Source organism: Actinoplanes sp. HUAS TT8 (assembly GCF_051380535.1).
GTDB lineage: Bacteria > Actinomycetota > Actinomycetes > Mycobacteriales > Micromonosporaceae > Actinoplanes.
Window position 1 is genome coordinate 5,884,975 of record NZ_CP195646.1, and the last position, 20,294, is coordinate 5,905,268.

The following is a 20,294-nucleotide window of genomic DNA, read 5'->3' on the forward strand; positions in this document are numbered from 1 at the left end:
CAGGCATCCGTAAGAACGCGGGCCGGGGACACAAAAAAGAGGCAACGGTTCTAATGCTGGCTTCAGGTTGATCGGGGAGGATGCGCGGCAAAGCATCGATGGGAAGGGCGGGCCGGCGTGCGGATCCTGATCGCGGATGATGACGGGGCCATTCGTGAGTCGCTGGAGCGGGTGCTCCAGGTCGAGGGTTACGACACCAGCACCGTCGCCAACGGGCTCGCCGTGCTCGACGAGGTCGGCGGGGCGGGCGGTGACGCGCTGGATCTGCTGATTCTCGACGTGATGATGCCTCGCCTCGGCGGGCTGGAGACCTGCCGGCGGTTGCGGGCCGCGGGCCGGGATCTGCCGGTGCTGATGCTGACCGCCCGTGACCAGGTCTCCGACCGGGTCACGGGGCTCGACGCGGGCGCCGACGACTACCTGCCCAAGCCGTTCGCCACCGAGGAATTGCTGGCCCGGGTGCGAGCCCTGCTGCGCCGGCGCACGCCGGCCGACGGGGAGTCGCCGATCCTGTCGTTCGCCGACGTCCGGGTCGATCCCGACCGGTTCGAGGCGTGGCGCGGCGGGCGGCTGTTGCGCTTGACCCGGACCGAGTTCTCCCTGCTGGAGGTTCTCGTGCGCAACGCGACCCGGGTCTTGACCCGCGACGCGCTGTTCGAGGCGATCTGGGGCTTCGACATGAGCGCCACCGCCAACAACCTTCAGGTGTACGTGAGCTACTTGCGCCGCAAGATGGAGGCCGAGGGTGAGCCGCGATTGATCTACACGCTGCGCGGCCTGGGATACGTACTGCGGGAGACTCCTCCGTGAGCAGGCTGACCCGGTGGTGGCGCCGGCAGTCCCTGCGGACCAGGCTGACGGTTATTGCGGCGACGGCCATCGCGGTCAGCGTTTTCGTGGCCTTCCAGGTGGCCAGCGAGCTCATGGACCGGAAGCTGCGGGACACCGCCGAGGAACAGCTACGCGCCGACTCCCACGTCCTGGCGACGAACGCGGAGCGCGCCGGTCTGGCGCGGGTCGAGCTCCCGCCGTATCCAGGATCCGGTCGGCTGGTGCGGGTCATCCTGCCCGATGGCTCGACCCGGACGCCGGCCGGCCAACCCACGCTGCCTCCGGTCAGCGAGCACGCCGGGCGCGTGGTGCGGGGCGCGTCGACCGACCTGCTGGAGTCGACCGACTGGGACGAGGGCTACCGCGTCTACACACTGCGGGCCGGAGACGGCGCGGTCCAGGTGGCCGACCTCGCCGACGACTCCCCGATCAACCAGTTCGGGTTCGGGATGTTGCTGATCGGGCTGCTCTGCGTGGTTGGCGGCGCCCTTGTCGGGCGGACCGTGGCGCGGGCCGGGCTGGCACCGATCGACCGGCTGGCCGCCGCAGCAGCACGTGTCGCGCACACCCGGGTTCTCGACGCCGACATCCCGGATGAGGGCGGTGGGGAGATCCGGAGGCTGATCCAGTCGATCAACGAGATGCTCGCCGCGCTCCGGGACTCCCGGCAGGCCCAGCGGCTGCTCGCCGAGGACGCCGCCCACGAGCTCAAGACCCCGCTCACCAGCCTGCGCCTCAACATCGAGCTGCTGGTCCGGCTCGATCGGCGTGGCACCCTGGACAGTGCCCTGCCGGCGGAGAGCCGGACCCGGTTGCTCAACGATCTCGGTGCCCAGGTGGCCGAGTTGAGCACCCTGGCCGCCGAGCTGACCGAGGTGGCGCGCGGTGACGTCAGCGACGAGAGCACCGAGTTGCTCGACCTCGCCGACGTGGTGGTGGCCGCCACGACCAGGGCGCGTTCCCGCATGCCGGACATAGCGGTCACGCTCGACGTGACCTCGGTATGGGTGAGCGGGCGTCCCGCCGCGCTGCAGCGGGCGGTGCTCAACCTCATCGACAACGCCGGCAAGTGGTCCCCCGCGGACCAGCCGGTCCAGGTCCGGCTGCGTGCCGAGGGCGCGTCGGCGGTGATCGAGGTCGACGACGCCGGGCCGGGCATCACCGAGGTCGACGTACCGCGGGTGTTCGACCGGTTCTACCGGGCCGACAGCGCCCGGGGGCTGCCGGGATCCGGTCTGGGGCTGTCGATCGTGCAGCGGGTCGTCGACGCCCACGGCGGCCGGGCCGCTGTCGGCCGTTCCGCACGCGGTGGCGCGCTGCTTCGGGTCGACCTTCCGGCCGCGGCGCGCTGACCCCGTTCCCGCGGTGCGACGGCGGCCGCCGGGCTCAGGAAAGGCCCCGGGACGGGCTGGATGCCCGTCCCGGATCCCGTCCGTGCCGCCGCGCTCACCGTTGCAGCGCGGGCTCCTCCTCGTCGGCGAGCATGTGTCGACCGATCGGCGGCCCGGCCGCTGGACGCGACAGGCGGCTCGGCCACCAGACCCGCCGGCCGATCAGGAGGGTCAGGGCGGGCACCAGGACCGACCGCACCAGCAGGGCGTCCAGCAGCACGCCGAAGGCGACCAGGAACCCGACCTCGACCAGCATCACCAGCGGAAGGGTGGCGAGGACCGCGAACGTGGCCGCCAGAACCAGCCCGGCCGAGGTGATGACGCCACCGGTGGCCGACAGGGCCTTCAGCATGCCCTCCCGGGTGCCGAGCCGCACGGTCTCCTCCCGGGCCCGGCTGGCCAGGAAGATGTTGTAATCGACGCCGAGCGCCACCAGGAACAGGAAGGCCAGCAGCGGCGCCGAGTAGTCGATACCTTTGAACCCGAGGAGCGTGTCGAAGACGAACACACTGCCGCCGAAGGCCGCCGCGAACGAGACGATCACGGTCGCCATCAGGACCAGCGGAGCCACGATCGCCCGCAGCAGCAACCCGAGGATGATCAGGACGACGGCGAGCACCAGCGGGATCACCAACCTCTCGTCGCGGCTGGTGGTCACCTCGGTGTCGAGGTTCTCCGCACTCGGCCCGCCGACGATCGCCTCCGCCCCCAACACCCCGTGCACGGCGGTGCGCACCCGCCTGATCGTGTCGTACTCCGCGGCGCTGTCCGGCGCGTCGGTCGGGAACACGGAGATGTCGGCCCAGCCTCCGACGGTCCGGCCCGGGACGGCCTCGGCCACGCCGGGGGTGCGCTTGACGATGTCGACCACCCGTTCCTGGTACGCCGGCCGCGTATAGATCGTCATCGGCTGGCCGCCGAGCTCCGGGAAGTGCTGGCGGAGAACGGTGAAGCCGGTGACCGACTCCGGCGCGGACAGGAACTGGTCCTGTTCCCGCAGCGCTCCGGTGTTACCGGTCAGACCGATGGCGAGCACGCCGAGGATTCCGAGCGAGCCGAGCGTGGCGACCCACCGCCGGCGGCTGATGGCGGTGCCGAGCCGTCCCCACAGCCCCGGCTTGTCCTGCACGGCCGTGCTGAACCGCGGGATGGCCGGCCAGAAGATTCGACGGCCGAGCACCACGAGCACCGCCGGGAACAGCGTCAGCATGGCCACCAGCGCGCACAGGATGCCGGCGGCACCGATCGGGCCCAACCCGCTGGTGCTGTTCAGGTCCGCGACGAGCAGGCAGAGCAGGCCGGCGACCACGGTGGCCGCGGACGCGACGATGGCCGGCGCGGCGCCGCGGAGCGCGTGGACCATCGCGACCCGGACGTTCTCGTGGTGGTGCAGCATCTCCCGATATCGAGCGATGAGCAACAGCGCGTAGTCCGTGCCGACGCCGAACACCAGGATCGTCAGCAGCGCCGAGTTCTGGTCGTTGACCACGATGCCGAAGCCCTTGACGAGCAGGTAGACGGTCGCCATCGCGGTCAGTGCGGCCGCGCCCACGGCCACCAGCGGGATGAACCACAACACCGGGCTGCGGTAGGTGAGGATGAGCAGGACCGTGACGACCACGACCGTGGTGAGGAAGACCTGCAGGTCGATGCCGTCGAAGACGGCGTCCATGTCGCCGTCGACCGCGGCCGGGCCGGTCACCTCGAGTTCCAGGCCGGCGGGGCGGTCCCTCGCGGCGTCACGCAACGGGCCGACGATGGCCTCCGGTGCGCCGTAGGCCGTGCTCACGTCCAGGGTGAACATCATCGCCCGGCCGTCGGTGGAGAGTCTCGTCGCCGGGCCCTCATCGTCCTCGCCGGCCGCCGCCTTCGGCGGGTACCGCTCGGCAAGGGTGTTGTAGTGGCGCTCGACCGTCGCGCGGTCGGCGCCGGTCAGGCCGCCGGCACGGTGGTACACGAAGACGAACGTGTTGTCCTCGCCGCCGGGGAGACTGTCCTCCAGCACCGCCACCTTGGTGGACTCGGCGCCGGCGGGCAGCGTGTCCACAGCTTTGTCGGTGGTGACCGAGCTCAACTTTCCGCTCAACGGCACCATGACCGCCGCCAGCGCCAGCCACAAGCCGATCACCAGCCATGGCACCCACCGGCCGGCCAACCGACCGGGCGGCGTTTCCCTGGGCGGCACTGCGTTGACTGACATCAATAGCCTCCTGACGGATTGCATCGCTTGTCCGAGGCCAACTTCGTACCGAGCGAATCTGAGACGACCATTAATCCGGTGATCAGACCGGACCAGCAACGCGGCACGGCCCTCACGCTCCGGGAGTGGTACCGCGGTACCACCTCCCTCCCGCCGATGACGACCGCGGTACGACGAAACAGGACGGAATCGGTCCTAGCGTCCGGGCTATGAGAAAATCTGACAGTCCACGGTGGAAGTTGGCGGCGGGCGCCATGACGCTGGTGACAGCATTCGCCGCGGTCGCCGCTTGCGGATCGGACTCCGACAACAGTGCGGCGCCCCCCGCGGCCGACCCGCACGGCATGCACGCGGGCGCGTCGTCGGCTCCGCCGCAGTCGCTGCGCGCCGGCGAGCGGTTCATGGACCTGACGATGGCCGAGGCCTACACGCCTACGGCGCCGGAGGGCGGCGGCACGGACGAGTACCGGTGCCAGGTGATCGACCCGGGCCTGACCAGGACGGCGTTCGTGACCGGGACCCAATTCGCGCCGGAGAACGTCGCCATCGCGCACCACGCCATCGTGTACGCGGTGCCGCCGGACCGCGCTGCCCTGGTGCGCGAGCAGGACGCGAAGACGCCCGGCCTCGGCTGGCGGTGTTTCGGCGGGACCGGCGTGCCCGGCGCCGACGTGGAGGGCGACGACCGGGGCGCGACGTGGGTGGCCACCTGGGCGCCGGGCGCCACGGAGACGCTGCTCGACCAGGACATCGGCTTCAAGCTGGGGCCGGGAAGCCTGATCATCGTCCAGATCCACTACAACCTGCTCGCGACCGACGGCAAACCGGCCGGGTCGGACCGCTCGGCGGTAAGGCTGCGGCTGACCGACGGCACGCCCCGAACCCGGGAACTCATCACATTGCCGCTCGACGCGCCGACCGACCTGCCCTGCGCCGCCGACGAGTCGGGTCCGCTCTGTGACCGGGCGGTCTCGATCGCGGACGTGACGAAGCGGTTCGGACCGGATGTCGGCGGGTCGGCGGATCGTCAGGTGAAGGAATGCAACCCGGGCGGCGTGCCGAAGCCCGGTGACACCCAGACCTGCGACCAGAAGGTGCCGGCGCCGATGACGCTGTATGCCGGCTTCGGTCACATGCACCTGCTCGGGCGGGCCATCAAGGTCGAACTCAACCCGGGCACGCCGAACGCCCAGGTCGTGCTCGACGTGCCGCAGTTCGACTTCGACAACCAGCGGCTGATGAAGTTGCCGTCACCGGTGGAGATCGGTCCGGGGGACACGCTGCGGGTGACGTGTACGCACGACGCGCGGCTGCGCCAACAGCTGCCGCAGCTGAAGAAGCTGCCGCCCCGCTACGTGGTGTGGGGCGACGGCACCAGCGACGAGATGTGCACGGGCATCATGACGGTCTCCCTCCGCAAGCCCTGAGGAGGCGCCGGACGCGCGAGAGGAAATGCTAGACCGGCCGGGCGAGTCTCAGGTTGTAGGCGAGGATGACCGCCTGGATCCGGTCCCGTGCGCCGATCTTGGTGAGGACCCGCCCGACGTGGGTCTTCACCGTCGACTCGGACAGCGTGAACCGCTGCGCGATCTCGCCGTTGGTGAGGCCCTGGCCGATGGCGACGAGAACCTCGCGCTCGCGGTGGGTCAGGAAACTCAGCCGGGGATCCTTCCGTACGGGTTCGCAAAGGTCATCGTCGAGCCGGTCGGCGAACGCATCGAGCAGCCGGCGGGTCAGCGCCGGCGCGATCACCGCATCCCCCGCGGCGACGGCCCGGATGCCGGCGAGCAGCTCCTCCGGGCCGATGTCCTTGAGCAGGAAACCACTCGCCCCGGCCCGCAGCGCGGCGAACGCGTACCGTTCCCCGTCGAACGTCGTCAGCACCAGGATCCGCGAACGCCCACCGGCCGCGACGATGCGCCGGGTCGCCTCGATCCCGTCGACGCCCGGCATACGGATGTCCATCAGCACCACGTCGGGGCGCAGCGCGGTGATCTGCCGAACAGCCTCGGCTCCGTTGCCGGCCTCGCCGACGATCTCGGTGTCGGGGGTGCACTCCAGGAGCACACGAAACCCGAGGCGCTGCAGCGGCTGGGCGTCCACCACGAGCACAGAAATCACGAATGGCTGCCCTTCAGGGGTCGAAACTCGCGTCGCCCGGCGATGCCCCGTTCCTACCGAACGAACCTGAAACGACTGTTAGAAACGGCGCCAACCCACTCACATCAAGCATGAGCGGATGCTCACTGAAGGGCGTGTGGTCGCCGGTCCGGAATCGGAACGTGACGAGATGCCCTTTCCCGAGAGCGTGCAGCAGGCCATCTTCTCCGGACAACAGCCGGTCGATCCGCCCCGGCACCCCGAGATCACGGTCGTGCCGCCACAACACCCGCACATCGCGGCCCGGGTGGAAAGCCATGACGGTGCGCCGGCCGCTGAGAAAAGTGACATCACCGTTGTCGCTGACCCGGTAGCCGCCGTCCCGGTCAGGAAAGACCATCGGCTCCGGAAGCGGCCATTCGGCCAGAACGACACCGGAGGCCGCCATCAACAGAAGGGCGGGCCGACCGGTGCCGGCAATGAGCACCGCGTGGGAGCCCGAGTCCGGGCTCGGTCCCAGCCGAAGAGGCAGAGGCGAGGCACGCGATCCGATCCCAAAGTCCGCGACCACAGCACCTCGACCGACTCGTTCGCCACGCCGGCATGGTCGCACGCATCTCGCCCCGAACAGAACGTATTGATCGCGGGCTTGTGGAGGTCTTTGTCGTGGTCGGCGAGGGGTGTCGAGGAGACGCTCCAGGGATCGCGCGCCGGGTTGCATGTCAAAGAAGTTTGACTTCGGTCGCACGGTGGGCCTACCTTCGGGATGTCAAAGATTTTTGACTTGGGAGGCGTGATGGAGATGGCCGACGACGAGCCGCTGTACACGACGCGGGAGGAACGTCAGGTCTGGACCGGGCTGGTCACGATGGTCGTGTCCTCTTTGCTGTACTACACGTACATCGTTCCGGATCTGTTCCGGACGCCGGTTGCGGACATCGACTGGGTGCCGCCGCTGTTCTGGTCGGTGCTGGCCGCCCTGGTCGCGACCATCGTCTTCGCCATCGTCGTGGAGATCGTGGTCGTCGTGCGGCGCGGCGAGGAGGCCAAGAGCGCGATCGACGTCGATGTCCGGGATCGTGAGATCGGGCAGCGCGGCGGCCGGTTGGCCACGCCGATCCTCGGCACCGGGCTGGGCGGGGTCACCATTCTGGCCTCGCTCGGCGCGGACTATTTCTGGATCGGCAACCTGGCTTTCCTGGCCGGGCTGGTGGCCGCGGTGGCGGAGGGGGTCATCAAGATCCGGCTCTACCGGCGGGGATTCTGAGTTCCGATGGCTCCCAAACCGACCAAGGTCACCAATCGCATCCGCGTGCTGCGCTCCGAGATCGGCCTGACCCAGGCCGATCTCGCGGCCAAGCTCGGCGTCACCCGGCAGACGGTGATCGCGATCGAGCAGGGTCGTTATTCGCCGTCGCTGGAACTGGCCTTCCAGATCGCCCGCATTTTCGGCAAGCCACTCGACGAGGTGTTCCAGTATGAGGACTGAACGTGCCACCGGACTGACCTATCTCGGTCTCGCCGTCTTCGGCCTGATCGGCCACCTGATCATCCAGGGCCGCCTCCTGGTCGACGGGGACGAGGCCGCGACCGTCGCCAACCTCGCCGCCCATCCGACCCTGGCCGGTCTCGGCATCGCCGCTGACCTGGGTGTCGTCGTCACTCAGGCGCTGGCCGCGCTGCTCTTCTTCCGCCTGTTCCGCCCGGCCGGGGATCTCCGGGCCGCCGCCGTGGCCGCGTTCGGCCTGATCAACTCGGTGATCGTTCTCGTCGGCACGATGTTCACCGCCGTCGCCCTCACCTCGGTCCGGGCCGGCCGCCCGGTTCCGGTGCTTTTCCTGTACGACGTCAACCACGCCGCCTGGACCCTCGGGGGGATCTTCTTCGGCCTGTGGCTGATCCCGATGGGCCGGCTCGCCCTGGAGTCGGGTGTGCTGCCGCGCTTGCTGGGCTGGACTCTGATCGTGGGCGGGGTCGGCTACGTGGCCGGCGCTTTTGTCGCCTATCTGGCCGCCGACACCACGGTCGTCACCAGCGTGCTGGCCGTGCCGGCGTCGATCGGCGAGTTCGGGATGATCGGATACCTGCTGTTCAAGCGGGACTGGACGGCACGACCGAGCTGACCATCCGGTGCACGGTCTCCTCGCTCGGCGACGCTCCGGTGCGGTCGGCGAAGAGCAGGTGACCGGTCCCGATCAGCATCGCGGCGAGACTGTCCACCTCGGCGCCGGCCGGGATGCGGCCCAGGTCGCGCTCGGCGGCCAGGTATCCGCCGATCATCTCGGCCGCCTCGGTGAGCACCGGCACCCCGGCCGGCCAGGTGTGCCGCAGCCGGGCCCGCAGCCCGTCCCGGAACGTGATCAGTGCGACGATCGCCACCGCCACCGACCCGAACACCGCGATCAGGGCCGTCGTCAGGTTCCCGGCGATGGTCCCGGTGCCCGCGCGGGACTTCAGCGCGACGGCTTCCGGGGCGAGCTGCTCGACCCGATCCAGCACGAAGTCGGCCAGGAACGCGTCGAAGTCCTCGAAGTGCCGGTGCAGGACGCCCTTGGCACAGCCGGCCTCGGTGGTCACGGCCCGGCTGGTCAGGCCGCTCGGCCCGTCCCGCAGCAGGATCCGGTCGGCCGCCTCGAACAACTGACGGCGTACGTCCCGGAGGGCGACCCCTGTCGGCACCGGCGTCCCCTTCCGCGTTGACCAGCCGTACCAAACTACCGCCTTCCCGAGTGGGCGCTCGCCCACTAGAGTGGGCGCATGCCCACTTACCAGTTCCGCCAAGCCGCCGAATCGTTCGGCGTGGACGCCGCACGCTACGACCGGACCCGCCCGCCGTACCCGGTCGCGCTGCTGGAACGGATCCTCGACGCCACCCCCGGCCGCCGCGTGCTGAACGCCGGCTGCGGCACCGGCATCGAGGCCCGCCAGCTGCGCGACCTCGGATGCGACCTCCTCGTGGTCGAGCCGGACCCACGGATGGCCGATTTCGCCCGCGCGACCGGCATCGAGGTCGAAGTCGCCAAGATCGAGGACTGGGAGCCCGCCGGCCGCACGTTCGACCTGGTCACGGCCGGGACGGCCTGGCACTGGATCGACCCCCTAGCAGGCGCCGCCAAGGCCGCCGAAGTGCTGCCCCCGGGCGGGCGTCTCGCACCGTTCTGGCACACGTTCAAGCTGCCCGACGAAGTGGTGGCCACGTTCGCGGAGGTGTTCGAGCGGCTGGTGCCGAACTCGCCGTTCGCGATGGGGCGGCCGACGCCCGGGTCGCCGCTCGACGGCTACCGGGCGATCCTCACCGCGGCGGCCGACGGGATCCGCGCCGCCGGCGGCTTCGGCGAGCCGGAGCAGTGGCATGTGGACTGGGAACGGACGTACACCCGGGACGAATACCTGGACCAGCTGCCGACGTCCGGGGCGCTGACCCGGCTGCCGGCCGAGCAACTGGCCGAGATCAGCGCGGCGGTCGGCGCCGGGATCGACCGGCTGGGCGGGGCTTTCACCATGTCGTACGTCTCGGTCGCGGTCACCGCGGAACGACTCTGACCACAGTAGAATTACTGAGTGTTGCTGAGAATCTTCACCGAACCGCAAGAGGGCGCCTCCTACGACGACCAGTTGGCGGTGGCGCGGCGAGCCGAGGAGTGCGGGTTCGACGCGTTCTTCCGCAGCGACCACTACCTGGCCCAAACCGACTGGAGCGACGGCCTTCCGGGCCCGACCGACTCCTGGCTGACGTTGGCCGGGCTGGCCCGCGAGACCCGGCGGATCCGGCTCGGAACCCTCGTCAGTTCCGCTACTTTCCGTAACCCCGCGGTGCTGGCGCTCACCGTCGCCCAGGTTGACCTGATGAGCGGCGGACGGGTCGAACTCGGGCTCGGCGCGGGCTGGTTCGAGCCCGAGCACCGCGCGTTCGGGCTCGACTTCCCGGACCGGTCGACCCGCTTCGACCGCCTCCAGGAGCAACTGGAGATCGTCACCGGGCTCTGGGACACGCCAATTGGTCAGAGGTACGGATTTTCCGGGCGCCACCACCACATCGAGAACTCCCCCGGCTGGCCCAAGCCGGCGCAGCACCCGCACCCGCCCGTGATCATCGGCGGGAAAGGGAAAACGCGGACACCGGCGCTGGCCGCCCGGTTCGCCGACGAGTTCAACGCGCCGTTCACCTCGCCGGCCGAGACCGCGGAGCTGATCGACCGGGTCCGGGGCGCGTGCGAGGCGGCCGGGCGGGATCCGGGAACGCTGAAAGTGTCGGTGGCTCATGCCACGATCGTGGGGCGCGACGATGCCGAGGTTGGGCGGCGGCTCATCGCGTACGGGAAGGATGGTGGGTTTTTGAAGGAGAACGGGCTGGTGGGGACGCCGGCGCAGGTGGTCGACCGGCTGGGGCGCCATGGGGTGGACCGTGCGTATCTGCAGATCATCGACCACAAGGACCTGGACCACCTCGACCTGATCGCGTCCGAGGTGCTGCCCCAGCTCAGCTGACGACAGCGCGGCCGGCCGGGGTTGCCGCGCGGAGCTTTGCGCGGTCGGGGCTTTCGGGCGGCTCCCGGAGAGCTGCGGTGAGCTCGTGAAGGGCGCCCACCTCGCGGTGAACGCCCCTTCGCGGGATGCGCCTACTTGTACGTGATGTCGCTCTGGGTGACCTTGCAGTTGGTGTTGTTCCAGCCCTCGCCGAGGTAGGTCGGCTCGCTGCCCTTGGCGACGCCCTTGTACTGGCCGCAGACCACCGGGCTGGAGCTGTTGGTGATGGTCACCCGGGTGATGGTGGCCGTGTCACCCCAGTTGGTGTTGATGCCGGCGACCATGTCGATGTCGCTCAGCAGCACGTTGTCGATCTTGACGTTGCGCTGGTAGGAGCTGGAGCAGTTGCCGCACGCGCGGTACAGCTTGCCGGCGCCGCTCAGGTAGAAGCCGGAGATGCTGACCGTGCCGTTGCCGTTGTGCTGGAACGTCTTGTCGCTGCCGGCCCGCGCGCCGCCGCCGATGACGTAGCTGGTGCCGCCACCGGTGCCCTTGAACGTCGCGGCGTCCTCACCGATGTCGTTCCACCACACGTTCTTGATCGTGCAGGTGCCCTCGCAGTGGACGCCGTCACCGGCCGGGGAGCCGATGATGACGTTCTGCAGGGTGCCGCCGTTGGCGATGGAGAACATCGGGTCCTGGGACTCGCTCTGCGAGCCGTCGCCGATGCAGCAGAACGTCTTCATGCCGCCGTCGTACGTTCCGGAGACGTTGATCGTCCCGGAGACCGAGACGTTCCCGGCCGAGGACGGCCACGCCCCGGTCGGCGTGCCGCCGGTGCCCCCGGTCGAGCTGGGCGTCGGGCTCGCGGTCGGGCTGGTGGTCGGGTTGGAGCCGCCGCTGGAGTAGGTCTCGAACTCGGCGATCCGCGGCGCGGCGGACGCACCGGTGATCTCGAAGGTGAGCTTCTTCAGCGAGGTCGAGGTGAAGTTGATCGTGCTCGGGCTGCCGCTGCCACTGGTCAGGACCGATCCCGAGTCGCCGTTGAGCACCCGCCAGGCGCTGATCGTGCCGCCGCCGGAGGCCTGCTTGATCACGGCCGAGGAGACCGTGGTGGCGCTGCTCCACTTGACCGAGACGTAACCGGTGGTGGCGTTCGGCGCCCAGTAGGTGCTGGTGCTGGCGTCGCGGACGTTGCCGTAGCTGGTACCGCTGGCCTTGCTGGAGCCGTCGGCCCCGGCGTTCGAGGCCAGGCTCAGGTTGTCGGCGGCCATGGCCTGCGCCGTTGGCAGCATCAGCATGATCGCGGCGCTGGTGATCGCGGTGGCGGCCCCGGCCGTCCATCGCAGGGCGACTGATCGTCTCATTCCGTGCCTCACTTCCATCTCCACGGATGCGCCGCGGGGGTGACGACGCAGGGGTTCGGGTCACAGGAAAGCGCTTTCCTGGCTGACGATAGAGACAGGTCGATGTGATAACAAGGAGTTGCAATGTTTGCAGTCAGATGAATTTCGCGTCCTCGTGTCGAGAAGCCACGGACAGCTCCGTCCCGGCTGCGACAAAGGAGGAACCACATGCAGCCGTACGAGATCACCGCCGTCCTCGACCGCCCGCACAGCCAGCAACTCCTGGCCCGCGACCTGCTCCGGATGGCCTACGTCGCCACCGACGGCACCCCGCGCAACATCCCGATCGCGTTCACCTGGACCGGCTCCCAGATCATCGTCTGCACCACCAAGAACGCACCCAAGCTGCCGTCGCTGCGCCGCCACCCCGACGTCGCCCTCACCATCGACACCGAGGTCCACCCGCCGAAGATCCTGCTCCTGCGCGGCCGGGCCGAACTCGACGTGGTCGACGGAATCCCCGAGGAATACCTGAAGATGAACGGCACCTACGAGATGAGCGCCGAACAGCGGGTGGCCTGGGAGGCCGAGGTCCGATCCCTGTACGACGGCATGGTCCGGATCGTCATCACCCCGACGTGGGCGAAGCTCATCGACTTCGAGACGACCCTGCCGACCGCGATCGAGGAACTGGTCAAACGCCGGGCCGAACGCCAGAGCGCCTGACCCCGCTCGGGGGCCGGGTTACTTCGCTCGGTCGACCCAGCTGCGCGGCACGCCGATGTCGAAGTGTTCGGCGCGCAGGAGCATCATCTTCCTCGACCGCTCTGGATCACCGCGTCGAACGCCGAAACCACCTGCCCCACGAACGTCCGCTCGGGCGTGTTCCGGACGGTGCCGTCGGCGATCTCCACCTGCCAGCGGGTGGCGCCGGTGAGCCGTAGGCGTACCGAGCAGTCCCGGGATGCCCCTTCGCATTCGATGGCACGTACGGCATCGAGGAATCGATGGTGACGAGGATCGTCACGGCGTCGCCCCTGCTCCGCTTCATCGCGGCTCTGCCCGAGCGCGAGCCGGGTGATCTCCTCGCGCTGCCGGGTCCAGGCCACCCATGTCGTGGTGCCGAGCATGGTGAGTTCGCGGGCGAGATGGTGGTCGTCATACCCCCGATAGGTCCACGGTTGGAAGTGCAACTCCAGCCGGTTGTCGCCGGTGACCGTGGCCCGGATGGCGCCGTCCGGCGACGTGCCGGTCACCGTCATCGTCCGCAGATGTTCGCCGAGATCAACGTCGCCGTACCACACGGCCGTCTCCGTTTCCGCAGCTTGATCACGATACTCGGATCGACGTAGGTGAACCTACCGGACGCCGTTGTGGTACACACCGGACGTGATGAGGAATCATGTTGCCGCCCTGGCGCTTCTCGCGGTGTCAGCGGTTGCTGCGCCGGCGCCGGCCTTCGGACAACCCGGGGGAAGTACTCCAACCCTGGTCGCCGGCGCCGGGGCAGCCGCGTTCAGCGGTGACGGCGGCCCGGCGGCTCAGGCGAGACTGAACAGGCCGTTGAATGCCGCTGCCGCGGTCGACGGCAACGTGTACGTGGCAGACACGCTCAATCACCGAATCCGGGTCGTCGGCAAGGACGGTGTCATCCGGACGGTGGCCGGTAACGGTGAGCAGACCGTACCGACGGGACCGGTGCCGAACGGCACGAAGGGCACTGACCTCGCCCTCGGCTCCCCCAACGCCGTCGCGGTCGGCTCCGACGGCACCGTTTTCATCGCCGACAGTGCGGCCTCCCGGGTGTACGCGCTCGCTGCGGACGGCACCATCACGGTCCGGGCGGACGCAGACGTGATCGGCGGCCCGATCGCTACGATCAACGCCATCGCGGTCTCGTCCAGCGGCACGCTCTACCTCGCGGACCGGGAAAACAACCGCATCGTCGAAATCGCGGCCGGCGCCGGCAGCCGTCCCGTGTCAACGCCGGTCAACCTGCCGACCGGCCTTGCCGCTGACACGATCGGGGACGTCTGGATCACCAGCGCGGCGTCCGTGCTGAGCCGGCTGCACGACGGGAAGCTGGCGACGATCGTCGACACCTCCTCCGGCGGCTGGCAGGCCGTCGAGAACCGCCCCGAGTCGTCGCCGTTCAATGTGACCGCGGTGAGCACCGGCACCGATGGCGTCTACATCGTCGACAACCAGCAGCGCGCCGTGCGCCGGCTCGGCACCGACGCGCATGTGGCCACGGTGGCCGGGCTGCCTTCGGACACCTTCGGTGCACGCGACCCGGTCGGGCTGGCAGCAGGGGCGGCCTCGGCCGGGCCGTTGTACGTGGTCGACACCGTGGGCAGCCGGGTGTTCTCCATACCGGTGACCGTTGCGGCTGGTGACGGCGCCGGGGATGACCCGGCGCCAACCTGGCTCTGGGTGTTCGGCGGAGCCGCCGCGGTCGTACTCCTAGCAGTGTTCTTCCTGGTCTTCCGCCGTCGGCGGGTCTGAGGCCATGATCGATCGAACGGGAAGGGTTGTGACATGGCCGGCGAAGTGACAGGCGGCGACCTTTTCCACCTCTGGCGGGTTTCCGAGGTGCACCTGCCCCGGGTCGCAGACGTGTTCTACGACGCGAGCCGGTTGCTCGGCGGGTCGAGAGGCGGCGGTGACTCGTTCCGGGTCAACGGGTCGGCCTACCCCGGCTCCAGCGTCATGACCAGCGGGATCGGTGCGGCCTGGGAGGATCTGCGATCTGAGATGCAGGCGATGATGGAGCAGGTCGGCACCACCGTGCTCGACGCTGCACGGGGCGTCCGCAACGCGACGCAGGCGTACCTCGACGTGGACGCCGAAAATGCGAGCCTGTTGCGTGACTACCTGGACGACCCCACGAACCTCGATCCGATGGACGCGGCCTCCAACCCGCCCGCGGCCGGCTCTGACGAGGACCCCGGAACGCCGTACCCGGCCGTCTGATCCGGACTGGATCGGCACCAAGGAGACATCGTGGCGGAGACCGAACTGACGACACCGGTCGACCTCGCCGGGCAGGCATTCGAGACGGCGGTACGCGAGAAAGCGCTCAAGCTCAAGCAGGAACTTATCCGACAGACTCTCGAGGACTCCACGTCCTGGGCGAAAGCAGTCAACGACAAATGGGCCAACGACCACCCCGGGGAGTGGGACGCCACCCCGATCTCGCACGGGGAGGCCGACCGGTACCGGGACCGCGTACGCACCCGGGACTACGAGTGGGTGGTGCCGTCGTTCGAACGATTCCTCCAACCCGACCCGGACGCGCTCAACCCGATCATCGAGTCGCTGGCCAGGGTCGAAGGGATGCTGGAGGGCCGGGCGAACACCGACGGCACCTGGACCGGGGCGTCTGCCGCCTTCGGGCGGATCAATGACGTACGCGTCGAGATGGGCTGGTGGCAAGGCGCCTTCCAGAACAACTTCATCGACCGGTTCGTCACGCCGCTGGAGTCCGTAGTACCCAACCAGCGCGAGCTGATGAAGTATTCGCGTAGCGCGATCGAGGGCGCGAAAATCGTCCACATCCGCTTCCGGAGGTCGGTGCTCACCATGCTCGACAACGGCATCAAGGCGACCCAGCAGCTCAGCAACAGGGCTTGCACCGGCGCCGACGCGATGAAGTGGGGAACCATCGCGATGTGCGCGCTCGGCACGATCGGCGGCGCGCTGACCGCAGGCGCCGGCGTGTTCGTGACAGCGGTGGTCATCGACGTCGCCGGAACCATCGGCGGCGGCCTGGTGCCGAGTGGCAACGAAGCGACCAAGCTCGACCTCGCCGCAGACACTGCACCGAGGTCGCGGCCAAGATCATGAGTGCCCAGAGTGCCCTCGACAATGACACCTACCTGGCCGAGGAGGACGTCGTGAAGTCTCTCCGGGATCTTCATCGCGGACTCGCCGCCGAACGTCTGAAGACGGTTTCCTCGAACGTGTCGGGGCCGTTCGGTGTCGCCGTACCCGCCCTGGCCGACGCTACGCCGAGTCAGATCACCGGAGGCTCTTTCCGTCCTCGTCCCTGACAGCTTCGCGGCTGCGCCGTGTCCGGGTCATTTGCCGGGTGTGGTGACGGTCGAGCAGGTGTAAGGCCGGGGCAGTGATCGGAGGATGGTTCCTTGCCGGATGACGTCTTGCGGGTCGTGGGCGCGCTCCACGACGAGTTCCGGCAGGCCGCGTTCCCGCGCCGGCTGGTCGTCGACGACGTCGCCGGGGTCGAGATGGTGACCCTGGCCTCCGGCGTCGACGGTTGCGTGAGCGCCTGGCTGGAGCACGAGGGCCACATCGACGACCGGCGGTGGAACCATCTGGCCGAGTGCGAGCAGCGGCTCATCCGGGTGATGCCGGCGCTGAAGGGCGCGGAGGCCACCTACTACCAGCGACTGCTGGACATGACGGCCCTCATCCTGGAAATCGACGCGTAGCGCCGAGAGCCTCCTGACCGTTCGGCTCCTCGCGATGCGCCGGCATGGATGCGATCGCCTCGACGGTGTCCCAGAACTGCTGTTGGTTCCCTTCGGGAACAAGAGCGAAAAGCGCGCGGCGTACGGCCGCGGCGTGCGCCGGCCGAGCGGCGGCGAGCTGCTTGCGGCCCGCTTCCGTCGCCGTGACCATGCGAGCCGGACCCTGCGACCGCCGCAGGACGATGCCGCGTTCCTCCATTCGCGAGATCTGCCGGGACAGGCGGCTGCGTTCCCAGCCGAGCAGGCTCGCGAGTTCCTGCTGGCGCAGGCTGCCGTCACCGAGCTCGACGACCCTGCTCAACACCGCGAAGTCGGCGCCCGACATCCCGGTAACCGTGCCGATCTCCTGCTCGACCTCGTGCATGACCACGTCGCAGGCCCGCTTCCACGCCGTCCACCGGGCCAGTTCGGCGCTGTCCAGAGGTTGTGCCACCGGCTCAGCCTAGCGCCCTGTTTACATGTCAACATCGTGAGCTAGTGTTGACATGTAAACAAGCAATCGCGACGACGAAAGGGACCGCGATGGACGTCCTCATCACCGGCGCCGGCCAGGGAATCGGCCTCGGCCTCGCCACGCGCTTCCTCGCCTCCGGCCACCGCGTCCTCATCACCGGGCGATCCGCCGAGAAACTCGAACGCGCCACCGCCGCACACCCCGGCCTGCTGACCTTTCGCAACGACATCGGTCGCCCCGAGGAACGCGAGCGCCTGGCCGAGCACGTGCGGGCGACCATGCCGGACCTGCAGGTTCTCGTGAACAACGCCGGCATCCAGCGCCGGATCGGACTGGCCACCGACGACGCCGCCTGGGCCGAACGGCAGGCCGAGATCGACATCCTGCTGGCCGGCCCGGTCCACCTGAACCATCTGCTCATCCCGACGATGCTCGGACACGGCCGCCCCTGCTCGATCGTCAACGTCACCTCTGGTGGCGCGTTCGTCCCGCAACCGTTCGCGCCCCTCTACAGCGCCTGCAAGGCCGCCCTGCACAGCTACACGATCAACCTGCGGCACTCTCTTTCACACACACCGTGCCGCGTCGTCGAACTCATCCCGCCGGCCGTGGCGACCGGCCTCGCCGGCCCGGACAACACTCACGGGACGCCACTCGACACCTTCTGCGACGCCGTATATCCGGCGCTGCTGGAGAACCGGGCCGACGAGATCGGCTACGGCATGACGGACAGCCCCGCGTTCAAAGCCCAGAACCAGGCTGCCGCCGCGACGTACGACCGGTTCGCCTCACGCTTCCCCGTCGACCTCTACGAGACGACCTCCCGATGAGGCATCACTGCGCGGACTACGAGTCCTCGTCGAAGGGTTCGTCTCCATGTCCTCGTCGATGCGGTCCACCAGGCGAAGCTCCTCGGCGAACAGCGGGACAACCGCCTCGAATCCGTCGCCGGGTTCGACCCGGGCGGTCAGCCAGGGGAAGTCGGCGCCGGTGACGACCAGGTCGGCCAGGGTCCGGCCGTCGGCTCGACGGTGCAGCGTCCAGACGTCGTCGTTCACGGCGGCCAGGCTGGCAACGGCGGTGGTTCAGTCGTTCGGGCCGGCCGAGGTGACCCGGGCGGCGAGGAACTTCGGGGCCATCTCGCAGTAGCTGTCGGTGACCAGTTCGGCGATCTCGGCCCAGTCGGTGTGCTCACCCAGGACGACCCCGGCGACGTTGGTGCCCCACGGCGCCCGGAAATACGGGAAACCGCCGGCGGTCAGCCCGAGCAGGTCCTCGACCGGCACCCGGAACGTCATCACGGTCGGCTCGTCCCGGAACTGGGCGTAGACCGGGAAGCGCTCGACATCCGGCATGTAGACGTGGGCGACGGTCCGGGCCCGGATCCGCCAGCGGACGCCGATCCAGGCCGGTTCCTCGTACGTCTCAGGCAGGTTTTGAAAGATCCTCTGCAACCGCTCCAAGATCTCCGGCGGCACGTCTCCAGGCCCAGACATGGCCCGACCCTAGCGCTGAGCTGGGTGTCGCGCGCGCCCACCACGACCGCGGCCGGGGGCGGCGGTTAGTCTCGCGGCGTGCTTATTCTGCTGCCGCCCTCCGAGGGGAAGACGCCCGCTGCCACCGGTGAGCCGGTCGACCTGGACGATCTGTGGCTGCCCGAGCTCGGGGCGGCCCGCAAGCGGGTCCTGACCAAGCTGGTGGCGATGTGCAGGCGCGGCAGCGCGCGGTCGGTGGCGGATTCGCTGAGCGTGCTCGGGCTCAGTGAGGGGCAGCGCGGGGAGATCGCGCGGAACGCGGGGCTGTTCGAGGCGCCGGCCGCTCCGGCGGTCGAGGTGTACACCGGGGTGTTGTACGAGGCGCTGGGCGCCGGGACGCTCGACGACGCGGCGCGGAAACGGCTGTTCGACAGCGCGGTCGTCTTCTCCGGGCTGTGGGGGGTGGTGCGGCTCGGGGATCGGATTCCGGCGTACCGGTGCTCGGTCGGCGTGACGTTGCCGTCGCCGGTGGGCGGTGTGACCGCGTACTGGAAGAAGGGTTTGCGGAAGGCTCTGGATCTGGCCACCGACGGCGGGCCGGTGCTGGATCTCCGGTCGGGTGCCTATGCCGCGATGTGGGCGGCGCCGGTGCAGAGCGCGGCCCTGCGGGTGCTGCACGAACGCGTGGTCGGCGGGGTCGCGAAACGGTCGGTGGTGAGCCACTTCAACAAGGCGACCAAGGGCCGGCTGGTGCGCGCCCTCGCGGTGGAGGGCGCGGCCCCGGCGAGCGTGGACGAGCTGGTGACGGTGATGCGGGACCTGAAGTTCACGGTCGAGGAGCGGCCGGCTCCGGAGGGCCGGCCCCGCCAGCTCGACATCGTCGTGGCCGAGCTCTGAGAGGCTACTGCGCGGACAGGATGTCGATGACGAAGCGCAGGTCCTGGTCCTTGTAGGCGAGTTCGGCGGGCACGTCCAGCTGGATCCGGCTGCCCACCTTCTGACCGGGGATGCCCTGGTCCCAGCCCGGGATGAGGCGGCCCGCGCCGACCTGCGAGGTGAACGGCCGGCCGCGGCTCCAGGAGGAGTCGATCACGGCGCCGCCCTTGTACGGGATCAGCTTGTAGTTGAACGTCACGGTCTGCCCGGATCGGACGACCGGCCCGGTGCCCTCGATCAGGTCGGTGATCACCAGTTGGGTGAGCGGCCCGCCGGTCCCGGCCGGCACGTCGGGTTCCTTCGACAGGTCGGGTGAGGGCGTGGCCGAGGCCGTGACGGCGGCGTTGGTCGTCGGCGCCGGTTTGTCGTCGCCGCCGGAACGGACCACGACGAACACGGTCACCAGCGCGGCGAAGGCGAGCACGCCGGCCGCCCCGCCCAGGATCGCCTGGCCGCGGCGTCGGACCGCTTCCCTGGTCCGGTCAGTCATCTGCGGTTCCTTCCGGCGCGTCGAGCAGCATGGATCACAACGGAAACTTCGGACATATTACTGAGAATCGTCCGAAATGCCTCGTGAAACCTCCACTGAATCGCCGAGGCGGAT

At 69.3% G+C, this 20,294-nt stretch carries 26 protein-coding genes; 16 read left to right on the top strand and 10 right to left on the bottom strand.

Translation table 11 applies throughout. The features are described from left to right. The first annotated feature begins 117 nt into the window (after positions 1–117). Together ACSHV8_RS26375 and ACSHV8_RS26380 are read left to right on the top strand one after the other, a co-directional pair. The gene (locus ACSHV8_RS26375; protein WP_436519676.1) at positions 118–810 is read left to right on the top strand and encodes a response regulator transcription factor; all 693 of its coding nucleotides are present in this window, start codon (positions 118–120) and stop codon (positions 808–810) included. After that, entirely contained in the window at positions 807–2,183 is a 1,377-nt protein-coding gene (locus ACSHV8_RS26380; RefSeq protein ID WP_436519678.1) for a HAMP domain-containing sensor histidine kinase, read from the top strand. Before ACSHV8_RS26375 ends, ACSHV8_RS26380 begins: the two co-directional genes overlap by 4 nt. Positions 2,184–2,277: 94 nt before the next feature. On the opposite strand, the gene ACSHV8_RS26385 is transcribed toward ACSHV8_RS26380, so the two are convergent. Then, the gene (locus ACSHV8_RS26385) at positions 2,278–4,350 is read right to left on the bottom strand and encodes an MMPL family transporter (RefSeq protein WP_436519680.1); all 2,073 of its coding nucleotides are present in this window, start codon (positions 4,348–4,350) and stop codon (positions 2,278–2,280) included. Positions 4,351–4,631: 281 nt separating this feature from the next. Between ACSHV8_RS26385 and ACSHV8_RS26390 the strand changes: the two genes are divergently transcribed. After that, a complete protein-coding gene (locus ACSHV8_RS26390) occupies positions 4,632–5,849 on the top strand; it encodes a monooxygenase (protein ID WP_436519682.1) in 1,218 nt (405 codons plus the stop codon). A gap of 28 nt (positions 5,850–5,877) precedes the next feature. On the opposite strand, the gene ACSHV8_RS26395 is transcribed toward ACSHV8_RS26390, so the two are convergent. Beyond that, complete coding sequence (locus ACSHV8_RS26395; protein ID WP_436519684.1) at positions 5,878–6,543, bottom strand: response regulator; 666 nt, start codon at positions 6,541–6,543, stop codon at positions 5,878–5,880. Positions 6,544–6,556: 13 nt separating this feature from the next. Then, on the bottom strand, positions 6,557–7,009 hold the full coding sequence (locus ACSHV8_RS26400; protein ID WP_436519686.1) for a hypothetical protein: 453 nt from the start codon (positions 7,007–7,009) through the stop codon (positions 6,557–6,559). Between the two features lie 309 nt (positions 7,010–7,318). On the opposite strand from ACSHV8_RS26400, the gene ACSHV8_RS26405 reads away from it, so the two are divergent. From ACSHV8_RS26405 to ACSHV8_RS26415, 3 genes are read left to right on the top strand one after another with little or no spacing between them, the layout of a single operon-like run. Next, entirely contained in the window at positions 7,319–7,789 is a 471-nt protein-coding gene (locus ACSHV8_RS26405; RefSeq protein ID WP_436519688.1) for a hypothetical protein, read from the top strand. 6 nt (positions 7,790–7,795) lie between these two features. After that, positions 7,796–8,011: a helix-turn-helix transcriptional regulator gene (locus ACSHV8_RS26410; RefSeq protein WP_436519690.1), complete on the top strand. Its 216-nt coding sequence runs from the start codon at positions 7,796–7,798 to the stop codon at positions 8,009–8,011. After that, positions 8,001–8,645, top strand: coding sequence for a DUF4386 domain-containing protein (locus tag ACSHV8_RS26415; protein ID WP_436519692.1), 645 nt, complete (start codon positions 8,001–8,003; stop codon positions 8,643–8,645). The genes ACSHV8_RS26410 and ACSHV8_RS26415 overlap by 11 nt, the downstream gene beginning before the upstream one ends. Here the strand turns inward: ACSHV8_RS26415 and ACSHV8_RS26420 are convergent. Next, positions 8,614–9,201 carry a TetR/AcrR family transcriptional regulator gene (locus ACSHV8_RS26420; protein ID WP_436519694.1) on the bottom strand — a complete coding sequence of 196 codons (588 nt, stop codon included), beginning with the start codon at positions 9,199–9,201 and terminating at the stop codon, positions 8,614–8,616. The two genes, ACSHV8_RS26415 and ACSHV8_RS26420, sit on opposite strands and share 32 nt — an antisense overlap. 78 nt (positions 9,202–9,279) lie before the next feature. On the opposite strand from ACSHV8_RS26420, the gene ACSHV8_RS26425 reads away from it, so the two are divergent. Together ACSHV8_RS26425 and ACSHV8_RS26430 are read left to right on the top strand one after the other, a co-directional pair. After that, positions 9,280–10,065: a class I SAM-dependent methyltransferase gene (locus ACSHV8_RS26425; protein ID WP_436519696.1), complete on the top strand. Its 786-nt coding sequence runs from the start codon at positions 9,280–9,282 to the stop codon at positions 10,063–10,065. Between the two features lie 18 nt (positions 10,066–10,083). Continuing rightward, positions 10,084–11,010, top strand: a complete 927-nt coding sequence (locus ACSHV8_RS26430; protein WP_436519698.1) for an LLM class F420-dependent oxidoreductase — start codon at positions 10,084–10,086, stop codon at positions 11,008–11,010. Positions 11,011–11,141: 131 nt separating this feature from the next. On the opposite strand, the gene ACSHV8_RS26435 is transcribed toward ACSHV8_RS26430, so the two are convergent. Further along, the gene (locus tag ACSHV8_RS26435; RefSeq protein ID WP_436519700.1) at positions 11,142–12,356 is read right to left on the bottom strand and encodes a pectate lyase; all 1,215 of its coding nucleotides are present in this window, start codon (positions 12,354–12,356) and stop codon (positions 11,142–11,144) included. A gap of 207 nt (positions 12,357–12,563) precedes the next feature. Here ACSHV8_RS26435 and ACSHV8_RS26440 point away from each other — a divergent pair, with 207 nt between their 5' ends. After that, a complete protein-coding gene (locus ACSHV8_RS26440) occupies positions 12,564–13,061 on the top strand; it encodes a pyridoxamine 5'-phosphate oxidase family protein (RefSeq protein WP_436519702.1) in 498 nt (165 codons plus the stop codon). Between the two features lie 83 nt (positions 13,062–13,144). Here ACSHV8_RS26440 and ACSHV8_RS26445 read toward each other — a convergent pair whose 3' ends face one another. After that, positions 13,145–13,639: a hypothetical protein gene (locus ACSHV8_RS26445; RefSeq protein WP_436519704.1), complete on the bottom strand. Its 495-nt coding sequence runs from the start codon at positions 13,637–13,639 to the stop codon at positions 13,145–13,147. An 88-nt stretch (positions 13,640–13,727) separates the two neighbouring features. Between ACSHV8_RS26445 and ACSHV8_RS26450 the strand changes: the two genes are divergently transcribed. From ACSHV8_RS26450 to ACSHV8_RS26470, 5 genes are all read left to right on the top strand, one after another. Next, positions 13,728–14,840 carry a hypothetical protein gene (locus ACSHV8_RS26450; protein WP_436519706.1) on the top strand — a complete coding sequence of 371 codons (1,113 nt, stop codon included), beginning with the start codon at positions 13,728–13,730 and terminating at the stop codon, positions 14,838–14,840. A 33-nt stretch (positions 14,841–14,873) separates the two neighbouring features. After that, positions 14,874–15,308 carry a hypothetical protein gene (locus ACSHV8_RS26455; RefSeq protein WP_436519708.1) on the top strand — a complete coding sequence of 145 codons (435 nt, stop codon included), beginning with the start codon at positions 14,874–14,876 and terminating at the stop codon, positions 15,306–15,308. A gap of 30 nt (positions 15,309–15,338) precedes the next feature. Further along, entirely contained in the window at positions 15,339–16,181 is an 843-nt protein-coding gene (locus tag ACSHV8_RS26460; RefSeq protein ID WP_436519710.1) for a hypothetical protein, read from the top strand. Continuing rightward, entirely contained in the window at positions 16,178–16,387 is a 210-nt protein-coding gene (locus ACSHV8_RS26465; RefSeq protein WP_436519712.1) for a hypothetical protein, read from the top strand. The genes ACSHV8_RS26460 and ACSHV8_RS26465 overlap by 4 nt, the downstream gene beginning before the upstream one ends. A gap of 93 nt (positions 16,388–16,480) precedes the next feature. Beyond that, complete coding sequence (locus tag ACSHV8_RS26470; RefSeq protein WP_436519714.1) at positions 16,481–16,786, top strand: hypothetical protein; 306 nt, start codon at positions 16,481–16,483, stop codon at positions 16,784–16,786. On the opposite strand, the gene ACSHV8_RS26475 is transcribed toward ACSHV8_RS26470, so the two are convergent. Next, on the bottom strand, positions 16,764–17,258 hold the full coding sequence (locus ACSHV8_RS26475; protein ID WP_436519716.1) for a MarR family winged helix-turn-helix transcriptional regulator: 495 nt from the start codon (positions 17,256–17,258) through the stop codon (positions 16,764–16,766). The two genes, ACSHV8_RS26470 and ACSHV8_RS26475, sit on opposite strands and share 23 nt — an antisense overlap. A gap of 89 nt (positions 17,259–17,347) precedes the next feature. Here ACSHV8_RS26475 and ACSHV8_RS26480 point away from each other — a divergent pair, with 89 nt between their 5' ends. Then, on the top strand, positions 17,348–18,109 hold the full coding sequence (locus ACSHV8_RS26480) for an SDR family oxidoreductase (protein WP_436519718.1): 762 nt from the start codon (positions 17,348–17,350) through the stop codon (positions 18,107–18,109). On the opposite strand, the gene ACSHV8_RS26485 is transcribed toward ACSHV8_RS26480, so the two are convergent. Together ACSHV8_RS26485 and ACSHV8_RS26490 are read right to left on the bottom strand one after the other, a co-directional pair. Beyond that, entirely contained in the window at positions 18,068–18,337 is a 270-nt protein-coding gene (locus ACSHV8_RS26485) for a hypothetical protein (protein ID WP_436519720.1), read from the bottom strand. The genes ACSHV8_RS26480 and ACSHV8_RS26485 overlap by 42 nt on opposite strands. Before the next feature lie 27 nt (positions 18,338–18,364). Then, on the bottom strand, positions 18,365–18,775 hold the full coding sequence (locus ACSHV8_RS26490) for an MmcQ/YjbR family DNA-binding protein (RefSeq protein ID WP_436519722.1): 411 nt from the start codon (positions 18,773–18,775) through the stop codon (positions 18,365–18,367). Positions 18,776–18,853: 78 nt separating this feature from the next. On the opposite strand from ACSHV8_RS26490, the gene yaaA reads away from it, so the two are divergent. Then, positions 18,854–19,651 (top strand): peroxide stress protein YaaA, encoded by a 798-nt coding sequence (yaaA, locus tag ACSHV8_RS26495; protein ID WP_436519724.1) that lies wholly within the window; start codon positions 18,854–18,856, stop codon positions 19,649–19,651. A 4-nt stretch (positions 19,652–19,655) separates the two neighbouring features. Here yaaA and ACSHV8_RS26500 read toward each other — a convergent pair whose 3' ends face one another. After that, a complete protein-coding gene (locus tag ACSHV8_RS26500) occupies positions 19,656–20,180 on the bottom strand; it encodes an FKBP-type peptidyl-prolyl cis-trans isomerase (RefSeq protein WP_436519726.1) in 525 nt (174 codons plus the stop codon). Between the last annotated feature and the right edge of the window lie 114 nt (positions 20,181–20,294).